Genomic DNA, 20,197 nt, shown 5'->3' with positions numbered 1-20,197 from the left:
TTTGTCCCGCCGAAGCGGAACTTATTGGCCGGCGGCGTTGCGCTCGATCGGAGTTTCCTCAGCAATTGCGTCCGGTGACGACAGGCCGCGCTCGGGCACACCGCCCTCGCCTTCCGCCTTCGCCGGCCGTCGGCGAGCAGCATGTCGCTTGCGGGTGATGCGCACCCGCTTGATGCGGCGCGGATCGGCATCGAGAATATGAAACTCGAAGCCTGGAAGCGCCTGCACCACCTCGCCACGCACCGGAATGCGGCCAAGCGCCGAGAAGATCAGGCCGCCGAGCGTGTCCACCTCGTCCACCTGTTCGCTGATGTCGAAATCCGGGCCGATCGCCGCGGCGATCTCCTCCAGCTCGACACGGGCATCGGCAACGAAGATGTCTTCTGAAACGCGCTTGAACATCACTTCGTCGTCATCGTGCTCGTCGTCGATGTCGCCGACGACCATTTCGACGATATCCTCATGCGAGGCCAGACCGTCCGTGCCGCCATACTCGTCGATAACAAGCGCCATCTGAGTGCGGTTGACCTGCATGCGGCGCAAGAGGTCGGAGGCAAGCATGGAGGGCGGGACGAACAGGATCTTGCGGATGATGCCGGCCTCGGCTAGCGTCTTCTGCAGATCGACACGCGAAAGATCGAAATTCGGCTTGGCCGCGCGCGGCGCCTTTTCGGTGGCGGCACCGGTCGCCGTAGCGGCGGCCGTCCTGGCGCTGCCGGCGCGTCGCTTGTTGCGGGCCTGCTTGGCGACATAGGACAGGAGGTCGCGGATATGCACCATGCCGCGCGGGTCATCCAGCGTGTCGGCATAGACGGGCATGCGCGAGCGGCCGCTTTCCTCGAAGAGGATCATCAGCTCGCCGATGGTGATGTTCTGGTCCACGGCCTCGATGTCGGCGCGCGGCACCATGACATCCTCGACGCGCACTTCGCGGAAACGCAGGATGTTGTGCAGCATCGCCCGCTCATCCGGAGAGAAGGCATCGTCACCGGCGGCGTTGGTCATCAGCGCGTCGGCGAGATCCTCGCGCAACCGCGCGGCTCCCTGCGCCGGGCGGAGAATGCGCGCTGCACGCGCCCAGAATGAAGATTGAGATCGCTTGCCGGTGCTACTACTGCCCGCCTCGTCGGAGGAGGCCGTATCGGCTCCATCTTTGGCCTCGGGGGCCGGTCTTGTCGTAAAGTCGCTCATTGTTCCTGGTCAGACAGGGTTCAAATCAAATGGGGTCTTGTCCCGCATAGGGATCAGATAGGCCAAGCTTCGCCAAAATGCGAGTCTCCAGCCCCTCCATTCTTTCAGCTTCGCTATTATTCATATGATCGTAGCCGAAGAGATGCAAGAAACCATGCACCATCAAATGGGTCAGATGGTCGTCAAAACTCTTTTCGAGATCGATTGCCTCGCGCTCCACCGTCTCCCTGGCGATGATGATATCACCGAGCATGGGGCCGGGCTTGCCGCCGGGCACCAGCGGAAAGGCGGGGAAGGAGAGCACATTCGTCGCCTTGTCCTGCGAACGCCATTCCGCATTGATCTCACGGATCGAGGCGTCGTCGGTGAACACCAACGACAATTCCGGCGCCATTTTCGGAAAAGGCTGTTTCTCGTGTTTCTTGAGATAGGCTGCAGCCTCGCCCAGCACACGCTCGGCGAGCGACTGCAATTGCTCTTCGGAGGGCCAATCGCCCTCCTCCACGCTGATCTGTATGTCGAGTTCGGTCATAGGTTTCCGCACCGCAGATCAGATCTGCGGATCGCTTTCCTCTGCCTGGGCGGCATAGGTGGAATCGTATGCCCGGACGATGCGCGCCACCAGCGGATGACGGACGACATCGGTATCCTTGAAGCGGACGATGGTGATGCCCTCGACGCCGTTCAGCAGCTGAAGTGCCTCGACCAGCCCCGATTTGACGCCGCGCGGCAAGTCGATCTGGCTCGGATCACCGGTTACGATCATCCGCGAGTTCTCGCCGAGACGGGTCAGGAACATCTTCATCTGCATGGATGTGGTGTTCTGCGCTTCGTCGAGGATGACAGCTGCGTTGGCTAGCGTGCGGCCACGCATGAAGGCGAGCGGCGCGATCTCGATGACGCCTGCGGTGATGGCGCGTTCGACCTTGTCGCCCGGCATCATGTCGTAGAGCGCGTCGTAGAGCGGACGCAGATAGGGATCGACCTTTTCCTTCATGTCGCCGGGCAGGAAGCCGAGACGCTCGCCGGCTTCGACGGCAGGGCGCGACAGGATGATCTTTTCCACGGCACCGCGTTCCAGAAGCTGGGCCGCATGCGCGACGGCAAGATAGGTCTTGCCGGTGCCGGCCGGACCGACGCCTAAGACCAATTCGGAGCGCTCCAGCGCCCGCATATAGGCATCCTGCGTCGGCGTGCGCGCAATGATCGTCTTCTTGCGCGTCGAAATCTGCGCCATCGTCAACTTGGCTTTTCTCTCCATGGTCGGCAGCGTCAACTGGTCATCGGCGGCAACCGCCATGCGGATCGCGCCTTCAACGTCGGAACGCTCTACATTGCCGCCTTTTTGCAGCTTGTCATAGAGGTAATCGAGCGTCCGTCGCGCCTGATTGGTGGCCGGCACATCGCCTGTTATGACGACCGAATTGCCGCGAGCTCTGGCATCGATGCCGAGACGCTCCTCGAGCAGCTTCAAGTTCTGATCGAACTGACCGAACAGTTCGCTGGCGAACCGATTATTTTCGAACGTCAAGATGAAGTGATTGGCGTCGCTCGCGGTGCGGGGCTGGCGCGATGAAGAAGAAACCAATTCCTGTCCGTTCAAGCGGTGTGGCTCCTTGTGCCGGTCCGGAACCTAGAGCAAATCAGCAAACAGGCTGTTGGTGCTGGTTCCGGTGATTCGTACGTTGATAATGTCACCGATTTGCGATGCTTTTGCATCAACATTCACAGATTGCAGCCAGGGAGAGCGTCCAATCAACTGGCCAGGCATGCGGCCCGGCTTTTCCAGAAGGATATCCACTGTTTTGCCCACACAGGCCTCGGCGAACGCATGCTGCTGCTTCAGCAATAGCGCCTGCAACCGTTCCAACCGCTCGGTCTTGACCTCTTCGGGCACCTGATCCTTCAAGTCAGCGCCGGGCGTACCCGGCCGCGTGGAATATTTGAACGAGAAGGCCTGTGCATAATTCACCTCCTCGATCAGCTTCAATGTATCCTCAAAATCCTGATCTGTCTCCCCCGGGAAGCCGACAATGAAATCGCCGGAAAGGGCGATATCCGGCCGTGCAGCGCGGATTTTCTCGATGAGAGCGAGGTATTCGGCCGCCGTATGCCGGCGGTTCATCGCCTTCAGAATACGGTCCGAACCGGCCTGAACCGGCAGGTGCAGATAGGGCATCAGCGTGCGCAGGTCACGGTGCGCGCCGATCAGGCGGTCATCCATGTCGCGCGGGTGACTGGTGGTGTAACGCAGGCGGGCAAGACCCGGGATTTCGGCCAGGCGATAGAGGAGGTCGCCGAGGCTCCAGGCTTCACCTGTGGGACCGGCGCCGTGCCAGGCGTTGACATTCTGGCCGAGCAGCGTGATTTCGCGCACGCCGCCATCCACAAGTTTTTCAGCCTCTTCGACGATCTGGGCGACCGGACGCGAGACTTCGGAGCCGCGCGTATAGGGCACCACGCAGAAAGTGCAGAACTTGTCGCACCCTTCCTGCACCGTCAGGAAGGCAGTGACGCCGCGGGCGCGGATCTTCGTTTTCTCGGCAATCGGCAGGTGCTCGAACTTGTCCTCGATCGCATATTCGGTATCGACGACGCGCTGGCCCTCCTTGGCGCGGCGAAGCGCGTCCGGCAGGCGATGATAGGTCTGCGGGCCGATGACGACATCGACGGCGGGCGCACGGCGAAGAATCTCCTCGCCTTCGGCCTGGGCGACGCAGCCGGTGACGCCGATCATCATCTCGCGGCCGTCGGCAGCCTTGCGCTTCTTCATCTCGCGCAGGCGACCGAGTGCGGAATAGACCTTTTCGGCCGCCTTTTCGCGGATGTGACAGGTATTCAAAAGGACGAGGTCGGCCTCTTCCATGTCCTCGGTCGGCTCATAGCCGTCGCGGGAGAGCGCATCGCTCATCCGCGTGGAATCATAGACGTTCATCTGGCAGCCGTAGGTCTTGATAAAGACCTTGCGGCTGTTGGAGCCGTCGCGGGGGCCGAGCTGCAAATCGTCGGTCGCCGGGGCGTCGAGGGTCAGGCTGTCCTTGGTCATGCGCCGCTATGTAGTGGCTTTTGCCCTCGGAGAAAATGAAAAAGTTGGAATCACCTGGAAATCAAGCGATCTCGCGGCCAAGCAGACGGCTGGCGAGCAAATTGCGAATACGCCGCGCGATGGTGGCGCTGACTTCCTTGCGGTTGGTGCCGACACGATAATCGACCGCCTCGCCGAAGCAAACGTCGACATCGATGGCACCGCACTGGAAGATGCCCTTCAGATGCGGCACGAGTTCGATATCGCCCGGCCACGCCGTCAGCGGGCGATAATAGCGCCCCATGGGTGTGCCATGAACGCGGGTATAGGCGACCGCGACCGGCTGGACATGTACGACCGCATCCGGCGCCTTCGGCAGGGCAGCCGCCGCGGCACCAAACAGCGAGGACTTGACTTCGAGCAGGCGATTGCCGTCCGAGGTGGTCCCCTCCGGAAACAGCACCATGATTTCTCCATCGGCCATGCGATCGGCGATCTCGTTCACCTGCTCGCCCGTCTTGCGCTTCTGCTCGCGCTCGACGAACACGCTCTTCTGCCACTGCGCGAAAAGGCCGAAGATCGGCCAGTCGCGCACCTCGGACTTGGCGATGAAAGAGACGTCGGCCACTGCCGAAAGGACGAGAATGTCGAGCCAGGACGAATGGTTGGAAGCCAGCATCAACGGCCGGCTGGTCTCCATATCGCCGACCACATGGATACGGACACCAAGACAATAGCAAACGATGCGATGCCAGTAGCGGGGCAGATAGCGCCGGAGCTTCCAGTCGAAGCGCAGGCAGAGGATCTGCAGTGGCAGCATCACGGCGCTGACGATGCAGATGACCGCGACAGCACAGCCGATGCGCAGCCTTGTCATCAAATCATTTGCTCCTGCATGAAAGCCTTCACGTCAAGCTTCGTCCTTCTTCAGCGGGATACCGTAAAGCTCCAGCCGGTGGTCGACGAGTTTGAAGCCGTGTTCGCGGGCAATACGCTCCTGCAAAGCCTCGATCTCCGGCGAATGAAATTCGATCACCTCACCGCTTTTCAGGTCGATCAGATGGTCGTGATGCTCTTCCGGCACGGTTTCGTAGCGGGAGCGTCCATCGCGGAAATCATGGCGGGCAAGAAGGCCGGCATCCTCGAACAGTTTTACGGTGCGATACACCGTGGAGATCGAAATCTTCGCATCCACCTGCACGGAGCGCCGATAGAGCTCTTCGACATCCGGATGGTCCTCGGAACTTTCGATAATGCGCGCAATGATCCGGCGCTGCTCGGTCATGCGCATGCCGCGCTCGGCGCAAAGCTCCTCAAGGGATTTTACGGCGTCATCCATCAATTGCTGTCTTCGGTCTATTGGACTGTGACAACGGACTAGCGAAGAACGCGCCGCATGACAAGCGCCGTCGATTTCTGGCCGTTGCCGCTGACATAATAGGCCTTGCGCTCGCCGACCGTCTCGAAACCAAGCTTGCGGTAGAGACCGAGCGCCGGCCGATTGCCGCCATCGACCTCCAGGAACATGGTTTCGCCGCCGCGATCGCGGGTCTCGCGCAGGGCTGCCTGCATCAGCCGCCAGCCGAGACCCGAGCGTCCGAGTTTGGCATTGACTGCAATCGTCAGAATTTCACCTTCGCCTGCCACATGCCGTGCCAGCACGAAGCCAGGAAGCGCCTTCTTCAGGATGGCATTGGTCTGGCGGGCGACGAAGCCGAAGGTGGTCTCCTGCGAGAGGAGATCCTGAAATTCGGTCTCATCCCAGACCCGCGGAAAGCGTTCGCCATGCAGGAGCGCCACTTCGGCGCAATCCTTCAAGTCCATCGGGATGATTTCATATTCGGCTTTGAGGGTCAGATAGGATTCGAGCATTTCTACTGCCTGGCAACTGCGTATCCGGCCTGCGGTCTGGCATCGGGTCCGCGAAGATAAAGCGGCTTCGGCTTTTCGCCGGCAGGTTTGCCAGCGCCCAGCCGGGCGACGACGGCAATCGGAAATGCGTCTGGCCGCTCCGCCGGCGGCGCGTCGCTCAACCGGGCGACCGCCGTTCCGGTGACGACGCCGTCGAAGGCAGCGGCAATTGCCCGCGCTTCGTCGATCGTCACGGCCCGAGCCTCGTCCAGCGGGTTGCCATCGGCATCGAAGCTCTGGAGATAAATCTCCTCGCGCTTGGCATCGATGGCAGCCAGAACCGACTTGCCCGGATTCTGTGTTCTGGCAGTCGCCGCCATGACCTCGAGGGTCGTGACGCCAACCGCAGGAACGTTGAGGGAGAGCGCAAAACCGCGCGCGGCTGCAACGCCGATGCGGATGCCGGTGAAGGAACCAGGGCCGACGGTCACGACGACACGTTCGACGGCCGAAAGCGCCGTACCGGCTTTCGCCAGCGCTTCGTCGACAACGTGCATCAGATGCTCGGCATGCCCCCGTCCGATCGTTTCCGTGACCTCCCCCATCACAGAATCACTGCCGCTATCATACACAGCGGCAGCGCAATCCACACCTGCCGTGTCGAGCGCCAGTACGATCATGTCAACAATTCCGAAAAGCCGCACATGTAACGCGGATGACTTTATCTTCGAACGGCCCAGAGCTCCAGCGGCTGTATCGGCATGATCCCATCCAAAACCGCTGAGCGCCCTTTGGGATCGTGCTCAGACGGCTTCGACTTCCTGCACTTCCGGAACGAAGTGGCGCAGGAGGTTCTGCACGCCGTGCTTCAGGGTCGCCGTCGAAGACGGGCAGCCGGAGCAGGAACCCTTCATATTGAGGTAGACCTTGCCGTGACGGAAGCCGCGGAAGGTGATGTCGCCGCCATCCTGGGCAACGGCCGGACGGACGCGGGTATCGAGCAGCTCCTTGATGGTCAGCACGATGGCCTCATCGCCTTCATCGAAGAACTCGCCGCCGGCATCCTGCACTTCGGAGAGAACCGAGGTCGAGCCCATCACGGGCTTGCCGGACATGAAGTGCTCCATGATCGAGCCGAGAATGGCGGGCTTCAGGTGCTGCCATTCCTGATTTTCCTTGGAGACGGAGATGAAGTCATAGCCGAAATAGACACCGGTCACGCCTGGGATCTCGAAGAGGCGGGCAGCAAGCGGCGAAGCCTCGGCGTCCTCAGCGCTGCGGAACTCGGCCGTGCCGTTTTCCATCACCACCTTACCCGGCAGGAACTTCAGGGTCGCGGGGTTCGGCGTCGCTTCGGTCTGAATGAACATATTGATCTCCATGCGGCGGGCACAAACCCGGTCCCAACTTTAGAATATTTCAAAAGAAAATAGGCCTTCTGCCCATTCAATTCAAGAGAGTGTTTCTCAAGAAATGGTCGCCCCGCATCAGCTGAGCGCGTCGATTTCCTCGTTCGTCAGCGTGTCCGGCAGCACCGTCACCGGAATCGGAAAGGCGGCCGCGCGACCGGCGATCGACGAGACCAGCGGGCCTGGGCCTTCCTTGGCGGAACCTGCGGCCAGAACGAGCAGCGCGATATCGCGGTCCTCTTCGATGACGGCATTGATCTGCTCGGCTGGCGATCCCTCGCGAATGACGATTTCCGCATCGATGCCGACATTCTCACGGACGGCCTGAGCCGCCTTGGCGGTCGCCGCCTCGGCTTCTTCGCGAGCTTCCGCCCGCATGATCTCCTCGACCCCGAGCCATTGCTGAAAGTCGCCCTCGGGGATCACGTAGAGCAATACGAGACCGCCATTGGAATTCTTGGCACGCCGGCCGGCATAGTGGACGGCGCGCTGACATTCTGGTGTTCCGTCGATGACCGCCATGAACTTGCGGCGATGACCTTCGAGCCGTGAGAGACGTTTTGATACCATACGACGACTCTGACACCCGAAGCGGGCGTTTTGCAAGCCCCCGTTTTCAAGCGGGAGCCCCCCATTACGACATCATCAATAGAGAAAGCCGATAATGTCGCGAACCTGCTTCATGGTCACGTCGGCACGAGCGCGGGCGCGGGCGCCGCCATCGCGCAGCACGGCATCGATATGGCCGGGGTCAGCCATCAGGCGGCGCATTTCCATCGTGATCGGCGAAAGCACATGCACGGCGAGATCGACGAGCGCCGGCTTGAAGACCGAGAACTGCTGGCCACCGAATTCGGAGAGAACCTCTGCCTTCGACTGGTCGGCGAGCGCTGCGTAGATGCCGACCAGATTGTCGGCTTCCGGGCGGCCGGCGAGACCGGCGATTTCGCTCGGCAAGCCATCCGGATCGGTCTTGGCCTTGCGGATCTTCTTCGAGATATTTTCTTCGTCATCGAGCAGGTTGATGCGTGACAGGTCCGACGCATCGGATTTCGACATCTTCTTGGTGCCGTCGCGCAGCGACATGACGCGCGGCGCCGGGCCATCGATCAGCGGCTCGACCATCGGGAAATAGGCATGTACCGGCTCATCGCCGACGGTGATGTCGATGCCGTAGCCCGTGCGGCGAATATGCTCCATGTAGTCCAGATTGAACTTCATGGCGATGTCGCGGGTCAGCTCCAGATGCTGCTTCTGGTCGTCTCCAACAGGAACATGCGTGGCGCGATAGAGCAGAATGTCGGCGGCCATCAGGCTCGGATAGGCGTAAAGGCCGAGGGAAGCCTGCTCGCGGTCCTTGCCTGCCTTGTCCTTGAACTGCGTCATGCGGTTCATCCAGCCGATGCGGGCGACACAGTTGAAGATCCAGGCAAGTTCGGCGTGCCCCGGCACGGCCGACTGATTGAAGACGATATGCTTTTCCGGGTCGATGCCGGCGGCAAGGAAGGCCGCGGTGATCGAGCGCGTCTGGTTCGGCATGTCGTCATGCACGAGCTGAGCCGTCAGCGCATGCATGTCGACGACGCAATAGATGCAGTCGTTGTTGGCCTGCAGGGCCACGAACTTGCGGATCGCGCCGAGATAATTGCCGAGATGGAGATTGCCTGTGGGCTGAACGCCGGAGAATACGAGCGGCTTGAATTCGGTCATGTCGTCCTCAAAAGGCTTGTGGAGGGCCTGGGCGAGTCCACACTCGACCCCTGGTTTCGAGCGGCTTATGCACGCGGTATCGACGGGGATCAAGAGGCTATGTGCCACAGTCTCAGGAAGAATGCTGGATCAGATCCCAGGTATTGCCGTAGGGATCGGCAAAGACCGCCACCGTGCCATAAACTTCATGGCGTGGCTCTTCCATGAACCGTACGCCCTTTTCCTTCATCGCGGCATGATCGCGGGCGAAATCATCCGTCTTCAGGAAAAAGCCGACGCGGCCGCCGGTCTGATTGCCGATCGCGGCGCGCTGTCTTTCGTCCGCAGCCTGGGCCAGCAGGAGTGCGGCGCCCTCCCTACCCTTCGGCTTGACGACGATCCAACGCTTGCCCTCCGGCTGGACTTCGTCCTGCAGGCAATCGAAGCCGAGGGCATCGCAATAGAAGGCTTTTGCGCGATCGTAATCATCGACGACAAGGGCAACGAGGAAGAGGGATTGGGGCATGAGAGAGCTCCGCTTCTGGCTATATCGTCCCCTCGCCCCGCTTGGGGGGAGAGGGCTAGGGTGAGGGGCCATGCGTAAATGTTCTGCTTCGACAAACTATCTTGGCCAGTCATTAAAATGGTGCCGCCTGCATACTTTAATTCTGCGGAGACATCAGTGAAGCCCCCTCATCCGACTTGTCGCAATCTCACTCCGCTCGATCGCGCCAAGCCACCTTCTCCCCGCAATGCGGGGCGAAGGAGCTTGACTGCCCCTATTCCCCATTCACCGCTTTCGCATCCGGTGCCGCCGCAGCCGGACGCTTGCGGTTGATGTTCCGGCGGATCATGCCCAGATCGGCGCCACCGATGAGGAAGGCGACCGCGAAATAGACCAGCATGGAAATGGCGATCAGCAGGCCGAGCGTGCTCACCTTGCTCAAAAGCGATGTGCCGGACGCCAGATATGCTCCCCAACGGTGCTGCAGATAGACGATGACCCCGGTCATGACGCCAGCCGAAACGAGCAGCAGGACGGTGCGGCGGGCGAGCGCCCATTCCCAGGTAAGGTGGCCGCGGCGCAGCAGCGTCGTGAAGAGCAGCACCGTGCTGATCCAGCCGGCCGTCGCTTCGGCAACCGCGATGCCGGGTGCACCCATAAAGGGGAAAAGGCTGAGCGCGATCGCGCAATTGACGGCAACGGCAACGCCGGAGAACCGCATCGGGGTCTTGGTGTCCTCGCGGGCGTAGAAACCCGGCTGCAGGGCCTTGATCAGCACGAAGGCCGGCAGGCCCAGACCATAAATCGCCAGGATCGAGCCGACGATGACGGTGTTTTCCTGATGGAAGGCGCGGCGTTCGTAGAGCACGCGAATGATATCGTCCGACAGAACCCAGAGCGCCATGGCGGCCGGTAATGTCAGGAACAGCACGAATTCGATCGAGCGGTTCTGCAGATTGCCAGCCTCCTTGAGGTGGCCTGATTTCAAGGCACGCGCCAGCTCCGGCAGCAATACGACGCCGACGGCCACGCCGACGACGCCGAGCGGCAGCTGATAGATGCGGTCGGCATATTGCAGGGCGGCGATCGCGCCTTCGCGGCTGGAGGCGATCGCCTGGCCGATCATCTGGTTGATCTGGGTGATGCCGCCGGTGACTGCGGCCGGAATGGCGAGGATCAAGAGCCGCTTGACGTTCGGCGTGAAGCGCGGCCAGCGGAAGCCGATACTGATGCCGGCAAAACGCACGCCGATGTAGACGACGAGCAATTGCAGGATGCCGGCGACAAGCACGCCCCAGGAGAGATACCAGGCTGTCTGCAGCGGCAGAGCGCCGAAATAGAGCGAATAGAACAGCGCGCCGATCATCACGACGTTGAGGAAGACGGGTGCCACCGCTGCCGCGAAGAAATGATGCAGCGAGTTCAGCATGCCGCTCATCATCGCCGTCAGCGACATGCACATCAGATAGGGGAACATCACGGCGGCCATGCGCACCGTGATCGAGAATTTGTCCGGATCGTCGGCGAAGCCCGGCGCGATGATCCAGCGCACGATCAGCGGCATGCCCAGTTCCATGACGACGGTGATCAAGAACAGGACCGAGAAGAGAACACCGAACACTTCCTCGGAGAAGCGTTTCGCGCCCTCGATACCGTTCGCCTCGATCTCCTTGGCAAAGAGCGGCACGAAGGCGGCATTGAAAGCGCCCTCGGCAAACAGGCGGCGGAAGAGATTCGGAAAGCGGAACGCGGCGTAGAACACGTCGGCCATCGGGCCGGTGCCGAGGGCTGCGGCCATCAGCGTCTCGCGGGCAAAGCCGAAGATACGGCTACCAAGCGTCGCGCCACCGACCGTGATGAATTTCTTGACTAGGCTCATACGGCTGAACCGGCTTTCTTTTCGGTATCTGGATTTTCGACGGCCGTGCCGCGCGTGGCGGCTGGCGCGATAATGCCGGAGGGCATGCGCTCGCGCATCTCATCCTCCTCACCCGCCATGACAGCTTTCAGGCGTGCGGTAATGTTGGCTCGCTTGTTTTCATTGGAGATCTTCTGCCCGACCAGATCGGTGACGTAGAAGGTGTCGATGACCTTCTCGCCGAAAGTGGTGATGCGGGCCGACTGGATATCGAGCGACAGATCCGAGAGGACAGCCGTTATCTCCGACAGCAGGCCGGTGCGGTCGAGGCATTCCACCTCAATGACCGTGAACTTGTTGGACAGGCTGTTGGAGATGATCACCGACGGCGGGATGACAAAGGCCTTGTTCTTGCGGCGGTTCTTCGTGCGCGTCGCAATGACTTCCGGCAGCCGCTTGCGGCCGGCAAGCACATCTTCAATCATCTTGCCGATGGTGCCGGCACGGCGCAGCTCGTCGGCATCGTCGGGAAATTCACGGCTGACGTGGATGGTGTCGAGGGCGCGGCCGTCGGCTGTCGTGAAGATCTGCGCATCGGCGATATTGGCGCCGGCCGCAGCACATGCGCCGGCAATCACGGTCAAGAGACGCGGATGGTCGGGCGAGAGCACGGTGATCTCGGTGATGGCATGGAAGCTGTCTGTGCGCACCATGGTGGCGAGCACTTTGCCTGCCTTGTCCGACTGGCGCATGAACTGCGTGTGGCGGATCTGATCCTCCAGCGGCACGGACAGAAGATAGGGCTGGTAGTGCAGCTTGACGTAGGCCTTGCGCTCCTTTGCGCTCCAGTCTGCAAGCGCATGCTCAAGGGCTTCGGCCGCGGCTTCCGCCCGCTCCTTGCGCGACACTTCGGAGAAGCCGCCGGCCAGCAGCAGCTCCGTCTCATAATAGAGCGTGCGCAGCAGCTGACCCTTCCAGCCGTTCCAGACGCCCGGGCCGACGGCACGGATGTCGCAGACAGTCAGGATCAGCAGCATTTTCAACCGGTCGAGCGACTGAACCCGGTCGGCGAAATCGATGATCGTCTTGCGATCGGTCAGGTCACGCGTCTGCGCGACCATCGACATGGTCAGATGCTCGGCGATCAGCCAGACCACAAGCTCGGTCTGTTTCGGCGACAGGCCGAAGCGCGGGCAGAGCTTGCGCGCCACCTTGGCGCCCGCTTCCGAGTGATCCTCCTCGCGGCCTTTGGCGATATCATGCAGGAGCACGGCGACATAGAGCGCGTCGCGGTCCTCGATCCCAGGCATCAGCTTGTTGGTCAGCGGATGGATATCTTCCGCCTTGCCCTTGTCGATCTCCGACAGCACCTCGACGGCGCGGATCAGATGCTCGTCCACCGTATAGTGATGATACATGTTGAACTGCATCATCGAGACGATCTTGCCGAATTCGGGAATGAAACGGCCAAGCACCCCGGCCTCGTTCATGCGGCGCAGGATCAGCGCCGGATCGCGTTTGGAGGTAAGGATGGAGAGGAAGAGCCGGTTCGCCTCCTCGTTCTCGCGCAGATCGTTGTCGATCAGGTTCAGCGAGCGGGTGACGCGCTTCAAGGCATCCGGATGGAATTCCAGGCCGTTGATGTCGGCGACGAAGAACAGCCTGACGAGGCTCACCGGGTCGCGCTTGAATACATCGGGATTGGCAAGCGCGATGCGGCCGCGATCCTCGACGAACTCCACGGTGCCGGGGATCTTGCGCGAGCGATTGGCGAAGCGGCTGATGACGCCGGTCAGCCCCGGCGTCGCCTTGGCCTGCTGGTCCTCGAGCGCTGCGCAGAGAATGCGGGTGAGATCGCCGACATCCTTGGCGACAAGGAAGTAGTGCTTCATGAAGCGCTCGACGGCGGAAAGGCCGGGGCGCGCGTGATAATCGAGCGCTGCCGCGATATCGCGCTGGATATCGAAAGAAAGCCGCTCTTCTGCCTTGCCGGTCAGGAAATGCATGTGGCAGCGCACGGCCCAGAGGAAATCCTCGGCCTTTTCGAAGAGGCGGTATTCCTGCTTCGAGAGCACGCCGAGCTTCACCAGTTCGACCGGATCGCGGACGTGATAGTAGTATTTCGAGATCCAGAACAGCGTGTGCAGGTCGCGCAGACCGCCCTTGCCTTCCTTGACGTTCGGCTCGACCAGATAGCGGGTATCGCCCGCCTTTCTGTGGCGCTCGTCGCGTTCGGCAAGCTTGGCGGCAATGAATTCCGGGCCGGTATTGGTGACGATTTCCTTGTCAAAGCGCGCCTGCAGCTCCCGCGTCAACGGCTCGTTACCGCAGATATAGCGGGTTTCGAGAACCGCCGTGCGCACCGTCATATCGGACTTGGCCTCGCGGATGCACTCCTCGACCGTGCGCGTGGCGTGGCCGACTTTGAAGCCCATGTCCCAGAGCATGTAGAGAATGAATTCGACCGCCTTGTGCGTTTCGCTGTCCGGTTTCGGCTGGAAGAGGAAGAGAAGGTCGATATCCGAGCCCGGCGCCAGCGTATCACGGCCATAGCCGCCGACGGCAGTGACGGAGAAGCTACCGGCCCGCTTCGGAAAAACGTGATGGACGGTGAAATCGTAGATAACCGTGATGATCTGGTCCTGCAGCCAGGAAATGCGGTGCGCGCAATCGAGCCCGCTGCCCTGGAAGGCCAGCAAACGCCGCGCCTCTTCGCGCCCTTCCTGGCTCGCCTTCTTTAAAAGGGCGAGCAGCGCTGACCGTTCCTCATTCTTGTCCAGATGGCGCTTGGCAAGTGCCTCGCATTCCGCTCTCAATGCGGGAACGTCGAGAATAGCCGGAAAATCGATGTCATGCATTTCCATGCTCTGCCGACCGGATTCCTGTTCTTTGGCGGCGGGCCACCGCCGGCGCGCCTGTCTTTTCGTCTGCATGCGCTATAGCCTTTTTGCCCGGCGATTGACACAGGCAATCTGCACCCGCAATCATCATCCGGCGTGAGCCAAACCGTCGCCCCGACGATCCTAAAGTTTCTATCGGGTCAAGGTTGACGAAGCGTGACGGCAATCGACGCAGAAATCGGCAGTTTTAGGGCGAGAGCATGATGCCGAAAGGTGTCAGCGGCTTTCGGCCGACATCATGCTCTAATTCCTTGATTCGAAAGTGGATTCAGACCTCAGGTCAAATTGACCTGAGGTCTGAATCCACTTTGGGCATCTCAAGCGTCCGCCTGAGTTCATTCAAGCTATATAGTATGTTCCGCGATTGAGCACCGATCTGCGTCACCATTTCACGCTCGCATTCCCAATAGCCGGCCTTGGCGATACTCGAACAAATGTCGGAAATGCGGCTGCACGATAAAGTGATGCTGAGAAGGCCGCGGTCGGACTCGCAATCCGGCGCCTCGCCTTCACCGCAGATCTTGCCGCGCGCGGCGATCGGGGAAAAACGCTCAGCCAGGATGCGGACTTCAGCGAGAAGATTTTCGAGATGCATGCTTGTGTCCTTGGAAGTCGCCTTCGGTCAGCCGGCCTTGGTCAGATTTTTCTTCAGCTCGTAGAGCACGTCGAGGGCGGCTCGTGGCGTCAGATCGTCGAGATCGAGCGTCTTCAGCCGCTCCTCGACCTTGGAGGGTTCGCGCCGCCCGCTCGCCTCCTCCCGGCGGACCGCCACCTGGAAGAGAGGCAGATCATCGATGAGCTGGCTTGCCGGATTCTTGCGGTCCGCATCTTCGAGCCGCGTCAGAACGTCGCGGGCGCGCGCCACCACGGAAGCCGGCAGGCCGGCGAGGCGTGCCACCTGGATACCGTAGGAGCGGTCGGCAGCCCCCGGCCCGACCTCATGCAGGAAAATGACGTCGCCATCCCACTCCTTGACGCGCATGGTGGCATTGGAAAGCCGGCCAAGCTTTTCCGACAGGACGGTCAGCTCATGGAAATGCGTGGCGAAGAGGCCGCGGCATCGGTTGGCCTCATGCAGATGTTCGACGGCCGCCCAGGCGATCGAAAGACCATCGAAGGTCGCGGTGCCGCGACCGATCTCGTCGAGGATAACGAGGGAACGTTCGGTCGCCTGATTGAGGATCGCCGCCGTCTCGACCATCTCGACCATGAAGGTCGAACGCCCCCGGGCCAGATCGTCGGAAGCACCGACGCGCGAGAACAGCCGGTCGACAATGCCGATATGTGCCGAGGCGGCGGGCACGAAAGAGCCCATCTGCGCGAGGATGGCGATCAGCGCGTTCTGACGCAGAAAGGTCGATTTACCGCCCATGTTCGGGCCGGTCAGCAACCAGATGGCGCCATCCTTGCCATCGGACTTCGGCGAGAGATCGCAATTATTGGCGACGAAGGGGCCGCCGGCCTGACGGCGCAATGCCTGCTCCACCACCGGATGACGGCCGCCTTCGATGGCGAACATGCGGCTGCCATCGACGACAGGGCGGCAATAGGCCTGCTCCTCGGCAAGCAGCGCAAGGCCGGCCGCGACATCGATGATCGACAGTGCACGGGCACCGGCCTTGATCGCCTCGGCAGCAGCCACGACGGCCGCGACCATCCGGTCGAAGGCTTCAAGCTCGATCGCCAGCGCCTTGTCGGCGGCATTGGCGATGCGGCTTTCGAGATCGGCAAGCTCGGTCGTGGTGAAGCGCATGGCATTCGCCATGGTCTGGCGATGGATGAAGCGCGCCTTGGCTTCGCTCGTATCCGTCATAGGCCCGGCATTGCCGGCCGTGACCTCGATGAAATAGCCGAGTACGTTGTTATGTTTGATCTTCAGCGACTTGATGCCGGTCTCATCGGCATATTGCAGCTGCAGGCCGGCGATGACGCGGCGCGACTGATCGCGGAGTGCCCGCACTTCGTCCAGCTCGGCATTCGCCCCTTCCCGCAGGAAGCCGCCGTCGCGCTTCAGCAAGGGCAGCTCGTCGGCAAGCGTCGCGGCTAGCATCGCTTCGAGATCGGCGGGCAAGGCAACGAGCCCGGCCAATGCAGCCTTCAGCTCTTCCGGCAGAAGTGCTGTTCCGAGCATACGGGCAACGTCGGTCGCGGCTGCCAAGCCCTGGCGGATTGCCCAAAGATCGCGCGGACCTCCGCGATCGAGCGCAAGACGCGACAGGGCGCGCGGCATATCGGGCACATGCTTCAGCGCTGCCCGCAGATCACTGGAGAGCGATGGTTCCTCCGCGAGGAATCCGATCGAATCCAAGCGCTCGTTGATGCGCTGAGGATCTGTGAGCGGCGACATTAGCCGCTCTGCGAGAAGGCGGGCGCCGCCCCCGGTCACGGTGCGATCGATGGCTTTCAGGAGCGCGCCGTTGCGATCACCGGAAAGCGTGCGCACCAGTTCCAGATTGGCGCGGGTGGCCGGATCGATGAAAAGAGTGGAGGCGCCGCTTTCGCGTTCCGGCAACCCGAGCGGCGGCCGCTCGGCAAGCTGGGTCTTTTCCACATAGGCGACGGCGGCAGCGGCGGCGGCCAGTTCGGCGCGACTGAAGGTGCCGAAACCATCGAGCGTCGATACGCCGAAATAGCGCGTGATCCGCCCCTCGGCGCTGGCGCTGTCGAACAGCACGGCCGGCTGCGGAACGGCGGTGCGGCCGAGTATGTCGAAGACCGGCTTTAGTTCCGGATCATGGAACATCGTATCCGGCAGGATCAGCTCTCTGGGATCGATGCGCAGGATATCGGCTAGCAGCCGCGAAGCTTCCGTCTCCGCCAGGCGGAAGACGCCTGTGGAGATATCGATCCACGCCAGCGCCAGCTGCGGCTCGGCGCCGCCGCGGATACGCGTCAGCGCCATCAGATAGTTGGATTCCGAAGGCGAAAGCAGCTTTTCTTCGGTAATCGTACCCGGCGTTACCAGGCGCACGACATCGCGGCGCACCACCGACTTGCCGCCACGCTTCTTCGCTTCGGCGGGATCTTCCACCTGCTCGCAGACGGCAACGCGGAAACCCAGCGAAATCAGCTTCTGCAGATAATCGTCGGCGGCATGAACCGGAACGCCGCACATCGGGATATCCTGCCCCATGTGCTGGCCGCGCTTCGTCAGCGTGATGCCGAGCGCACGCGACGCATCGATGGCATCCTCGAAGAACAGTTCGTAGAAATCGCCCATGCGATAGAACAGAAGCGAACCAGGATTGTTCGCCTTGATCTCGATATACTGCTCCATCATCGGGGTCGCCGAAGCGCGGCTTTCCTCCGAGGCAAGCTCTGCGGCCGAGAAAGCATCGATGTTGGTGGCTATACGTTCGTTCACGGAGGTGCAGTTTTTCCAAAAAAATGAGGTGTCACCCTATCCGCCCGCCGCTATAGAAGACAACAGCTATCGGGCAAGAGGGACCGGTCGCCCACAGGAGGTTTGGAGGAACAATGGCTGACAGCAAGAGCAAGTCGCGTCCGGGGACGGGGATCACGGATCAGGAAGCGCTGGACTTCCACAAGCTGGGCCGGCCCGGCAAGCTTGAGATCAATCCGACCAAGCCGATGGCGACACAACGCGATCTCTCCCTTGCCTATTCGCCCGGTGTGGCCGTTCCCGTGAAAGCGATCGCCGCCGATCCGGCCACGGCCTACGACTATACGTCGCGCGGCAACATGGTCGCCGTCATCTCGAACGGCACGGCCATTCTCGGCCTCGGCAATCTTGGGGCTCTGGCTTCGAAGCCGGTCATGGAAGGCAAATCGGTTCTCTTCAAGCGCTTCGCCGATGTCGATTCCATCGACCTTGAGATCGACACGGAGAATGTCGACGAATTCATCAATTGCGTGCGTTATCTCGGCCCTTCCTTCGGCGGCATCAATCTCGAGGATATCAAGGCGCCCGACTGTTTCATCATCGAGCAGCGGCTGCGCGAACTCATGGACATCCCCGTCTTCCATGACGATCAGCACGGCACCGCCATTATCGCCGCCGCCGGCCTGATCAACGCTCTGGAGCTGACGGGCCGCGACCTCAAGACCACCAAGCTCGTCTGCAACGGCGCCGGTGCCGCCGCGATCGCCTGCATCGAACTGATCAAGGCGATGGGCTTCAACCCGGAAAACGTCACCCTCTGCGACACCAAGGGCGTGATCTACCAGGGCCGCAGCGAAGGCATGAACCAGTGGAAGTCTGCGCATGCGGTCAAGACCGACAAGCGCACGCTGGCGGAAGCGATGAAGGGCGCCGACGTCGTCCTCGGCCTGTCGCAGAAGGATGCCTTCTCTGAAGACATGATCCGCTCGATGGCGGACAGGCCGATCATCTTCGCCATGGCCAACCCCGATCCGGAAATCACGCCGGAGGAAGTGGCGCACATTCGCGACGACGCCATCATGGCGACTGGCCGTTCCGACTATCCGAACCAGGTCAACAACGTCCTCGGCTTTCCCTATATCTTCCGCGGCGCTCTCGACGTGCGCGCCAGCACCATCAACGACGAGATGAAGATCGCCGCCGTCAATGCGCTGGCGAGCCTGGCGCGCGAAGATGTGCCTGATGACGTGGTGGCCGCCTATCAGGGCGCAAGGCCCCGCTTCGGGGCGCAATACATCATCCCCGTGCCGTTCGACCCGCGTCTGATCTCGGCAATTCCGGTGGCCGTTGCCAAGGCGGCGATCGAAAGCGGCGTCGCCCGCCGCAACATGCCTGACATGGACGCCTATGCCCGCGAACTTTCGGCCCGGCGCGATCCGATCGCCTCGACACTGTCGCAGCTCTACGAGCGCGTGCGCCGGTATCAGAAGCGCATCGTCTTTGCCGAAGCGGAAGAAGAGCAGGTCATGCGTGCCGCCCTCTCCTATGCCAACCAGGGTCTCGGCACAGCCATCCTGCTCGGCCGCGAGGACCTGATCCACTCCACCGCCGAACGTGCCGGCATCGATCTCAATCGCCCCGGCCTGGAGATCGTCAATGCTCGCATTTCCAAGCGGGTCGACACTTACATCGACTATCTCTATGCCCGGCTGCAGCGCCAGGGCTATCTGCACCGCGACGTGACGCGCCTGATCCACAACGACCGCAATCACTTCGCCGCCTGCATGGTGGCATTGGGAGACGCCGACGGCATGGTGACCGGCGTGACGCGCAACTATTCGACGGCGCTCGGAGATGTGCGTCGCTGCATCGATGCCAAACCGGGGCATCGGGTCATCGGCGTATCGATCGTGCTTGCCCGCGGCCGCACCGTCTTCGTCGCCGACACCGCGGTGCATGATATGCCGACTGCCGAGGAACTGGCGGAGATCGCGCAAGAGGCCGCCGGCTTCGCCCGGCGCATGGGTTACGAGCCACGCGTCGCGATGCTCGCCTATTCCACCTTCGGCCATCCCTCGGGCGAGCGCTCGGAGCGGGTGCGCGAAGCGGTCAATATCCTCGACAAGCGCCATGTGAACTTCGAATTCGATGGCGAAATGGCAGCCGACGTCGCGTTGAACCGCAAGATCATGGAGAGCCTTTATCCCTTCTCGCGGCTATCAGGTCCGGCCAACGTCCTCATCATGCCGGCCTTCCACTCGGCGGCGATCTCCACCAGGATGCTGCAGGAGCTCGGCGGTTCCACGGTCATCGGACCGCTGCTCGTCGGGCTCGACAAGCCGGTGCAGATCACCTCGATGGGCGCCAAGGATTCCGACATCGTCAACATGGCGGCCATCGCCGCCTATGGTGCCGGCGCATAGTTC

16 protein-coding genes are annotated in these 20,197 nt (G+C 61.6%); 1 reads left to right on the top strand and 15 read right to left on the bottom strand.

What is annotated here, in order from left to right; genetic code table 11:
• Positions 1-21 precede the first annotated feature (21 nt).
• The 15 genes from RHSP_RS18575 to mutS all read right to left on the bottom strand — a co-directional run bounded on the left by RHSP_RS18575 (position 22) and on the right by mutS (position 17,792).
• The gene (locus tag RHSP_RS18575; RefSeq protein WP_004120818.1) at positions 22-1,191 is read right to left on the bottom strand and encodes a hemolysin family protein; all 1,170 of its coding nucleotides are present in this window, start codon (positions 1,189-1,191) and stop codon (positions 22-24) included.
• Positions 1,192-1,216: 25 nt separating this feature from the next.
• On the bottom strand, positions 1,217-1,723 hold the full coding sequence (gene ybeY, locus RHSP_RS18570) for an rRNA maturation RNase YbeY (protein ID WP_004120814.1): 507 nt from the start codon (positions 1,721-1,723) through the stop codon (positions 1,217-1,219).
• Between the two features lie 18 nt (positions 1,724-1,741).
• Positions 1,742-2,794 carry a PhoH family protein gene (locus tag RHSP_RS18565; RefSeq protein ID WP_004120811.1) on the bottom strand — a complete coding sequence of 351 codons (1,053 nt, stop codon included), beginning with the start codon at positions 2,792-2,794 and terminating at the stop codon, positions 1,742-1,744.
• Positions 2,795-2,824: 30 nt separating this feature from the next.
• Complete coding sequence (miaB, locus tag RHSP_RS18560) at positions 2,825-4,237, bottom strand: tRNA (N6-isopentenyl adenosine(37)-C2)-methylthiotransferase MiaB (RefSeq protein WP_004120809.1); 1,413 nt, start codon at positions 4,235-4,237, stop codon at positions 2,825-2,827.
• A 61-nt stretch (positions 4,238-4,298) separates the two neighbouring features.
• Positions 4,299-5,096, bottom strand: a complete 798-nt coding sequence (gene olsA / locus RHSP_RS18555) for a lyso-ornithine lipid O-acyltransferase (protein WP_037152893.1) — start codon at positions 5,094-5,096, stop codon at positions 4,299-4,301.
• A gap of 30 nt (positions 5,097-5,126) precedes the next feature.
• Entirely contained in the window at positions 5,127-5,555 is a 429-nt protein-coding gene (locus RHSP_RS18550) for a Fur family transcriptional regulator (RefSeq protein ID WP_037152890.1), read from the bottom strand.
• A 38-nt stretch (positions 5,556-5,593) separates the two neighbouring features.
• Complete coding sequence (locus RHSP_RS18545) at positions 5,594-6,088, bottom strand: GNAT family N-acetyltransferase (RefSeq protein WP_004120803.1); 495 nt, start codon at positions 6,086-6,088, stop codon at positions 5,594-5,596.
• A 2-nt stretch (positions 6,089-6,090) separates the two neighbouring features.
• Positions 6,091-6,747 carry a tRNA (adenosine(37)-N6)-threonylcarbamoyltransferase complex dimerization subunit type 1 TsaB gene (gene tsaB / locus RHSP_RS18540; protein ID WP_004120800.1) on the bottom strand — a complete coding sequence of 219 codons (657 nt, stop codon included), beginning with the start codon at positions 6,745-6,747 and terminating at the stop codon, positions 6,091-6,093.
• A 123-nt stretch (positions 6,748-6,870) separates the two neighbouring features.
• A complete protein-coding gene (locus RHSP_RS18535) occupies positions 6,871-7,437 on the bottom strand; it encodes a NifU family protein (RefSeq protein WP_004120797.1) in 567 nt (188 codons plus the stop codon).
• 117 nt (positions 7,438-7,554) lie between these two features.
• A complete protein-coding gene (locus RHSP_RS18530; protein WP_004120794.1) occupies positions 7,555-8,046 on the bottom strand; it encodes a universal stress protein in 492 nt (163 codons plus the stop codon).
• Between the two features lie 75 nt (positions 8,047-8,121).
• A complete protein-coding gene (gene trpS, locus RHSP_RS18525; protein ID WP_037152887.1) occupies positions 8,122-9,186 on the bottom strand; it encodes a tryptophan--tRNA ligase in 1,065 nt (354 codons plus the stop codon).
• A gap of 112 nt (positions 9,187-9,298) precedes the next feature.
• Entirely contained in the window at positions 9,299-9,691 is a 393-nt protein-coding gene (locus tag RHSP_RS18520; protein ID WP_004120787.1) for a VOC family protein, read from the bottom strand.
• 253 nt (positions 9,692-9,944) lie between these two features.
• The gene (murJ, locus tag RHSP_RS18515) at positions 9,945-11,549 is read right to left on the bottom strand and encodes a murein biosynthesis integral membrane protein MurJ (RefSeq protein WP_004120784.1); all 1,605 of its coding nucleotides are present in this window, start codon (positions 11,547-11,549) and stop codon (positions 9,945-9,947) included.
• Entirely contained in the window at positions 11,546-14,461 is a 2,916-nt protein-coding gene (locus tag RHSP_RS18510; RefSeq protein ID WP_004120783.1) for a [protein-PII] uridylyltransferase, read from the bottom strand. The genes murJ and RHSP_RS18510 overlap by 4 nt, the downstream gene beginning before the upstream one ends.
• 589 nt (positions 14,462-15,050) lie before the next feature.
• On the bottom strand, positions 15,051-17,792 hold the full coding sequence (gene mutS, locus RHSP_RS18500) for a DNA mismatch repair protein MutS (RefSeq protein ID WP_004120781.1): 2,742 nt from the start codon (positions 17,790-17,792) through the stop codon (positions 15,051-15,053).
• 113 nt (positions 17,793-17,905) lie between these two features.
• On the opposite strand from mutS, the gene RHSP_RS18495 reads away from it, so the two are divergent.
• A complete protein-coding gene (locus tag RHSP_RS18495; RefSeq protein WP_037152884.1) occupies positions 17,906-20,194 on the top strand; it encodes an NADP-dependent malic enzyme in 2,289 nt (762 codons plus the stop codon).
• Positions 20,195-20,197: the final 3 nt, after the last annotated feature.

The sequence above is a fragment of the Rhizobium freirei PRF 81 genome (assembly GCF_000359745.1).
GTDB lineage: Bacteria > Pseudomonadota > Alphaproteobacteria > Rhizobiales > Rhizobiaceae > Rhizobium > Rhizobium freirei.
The sequence above is the reverse complement of the archived record's forward strand: the minus strand, read 5'-3'. Positions and strand labels throughout refer to the sequence as shown.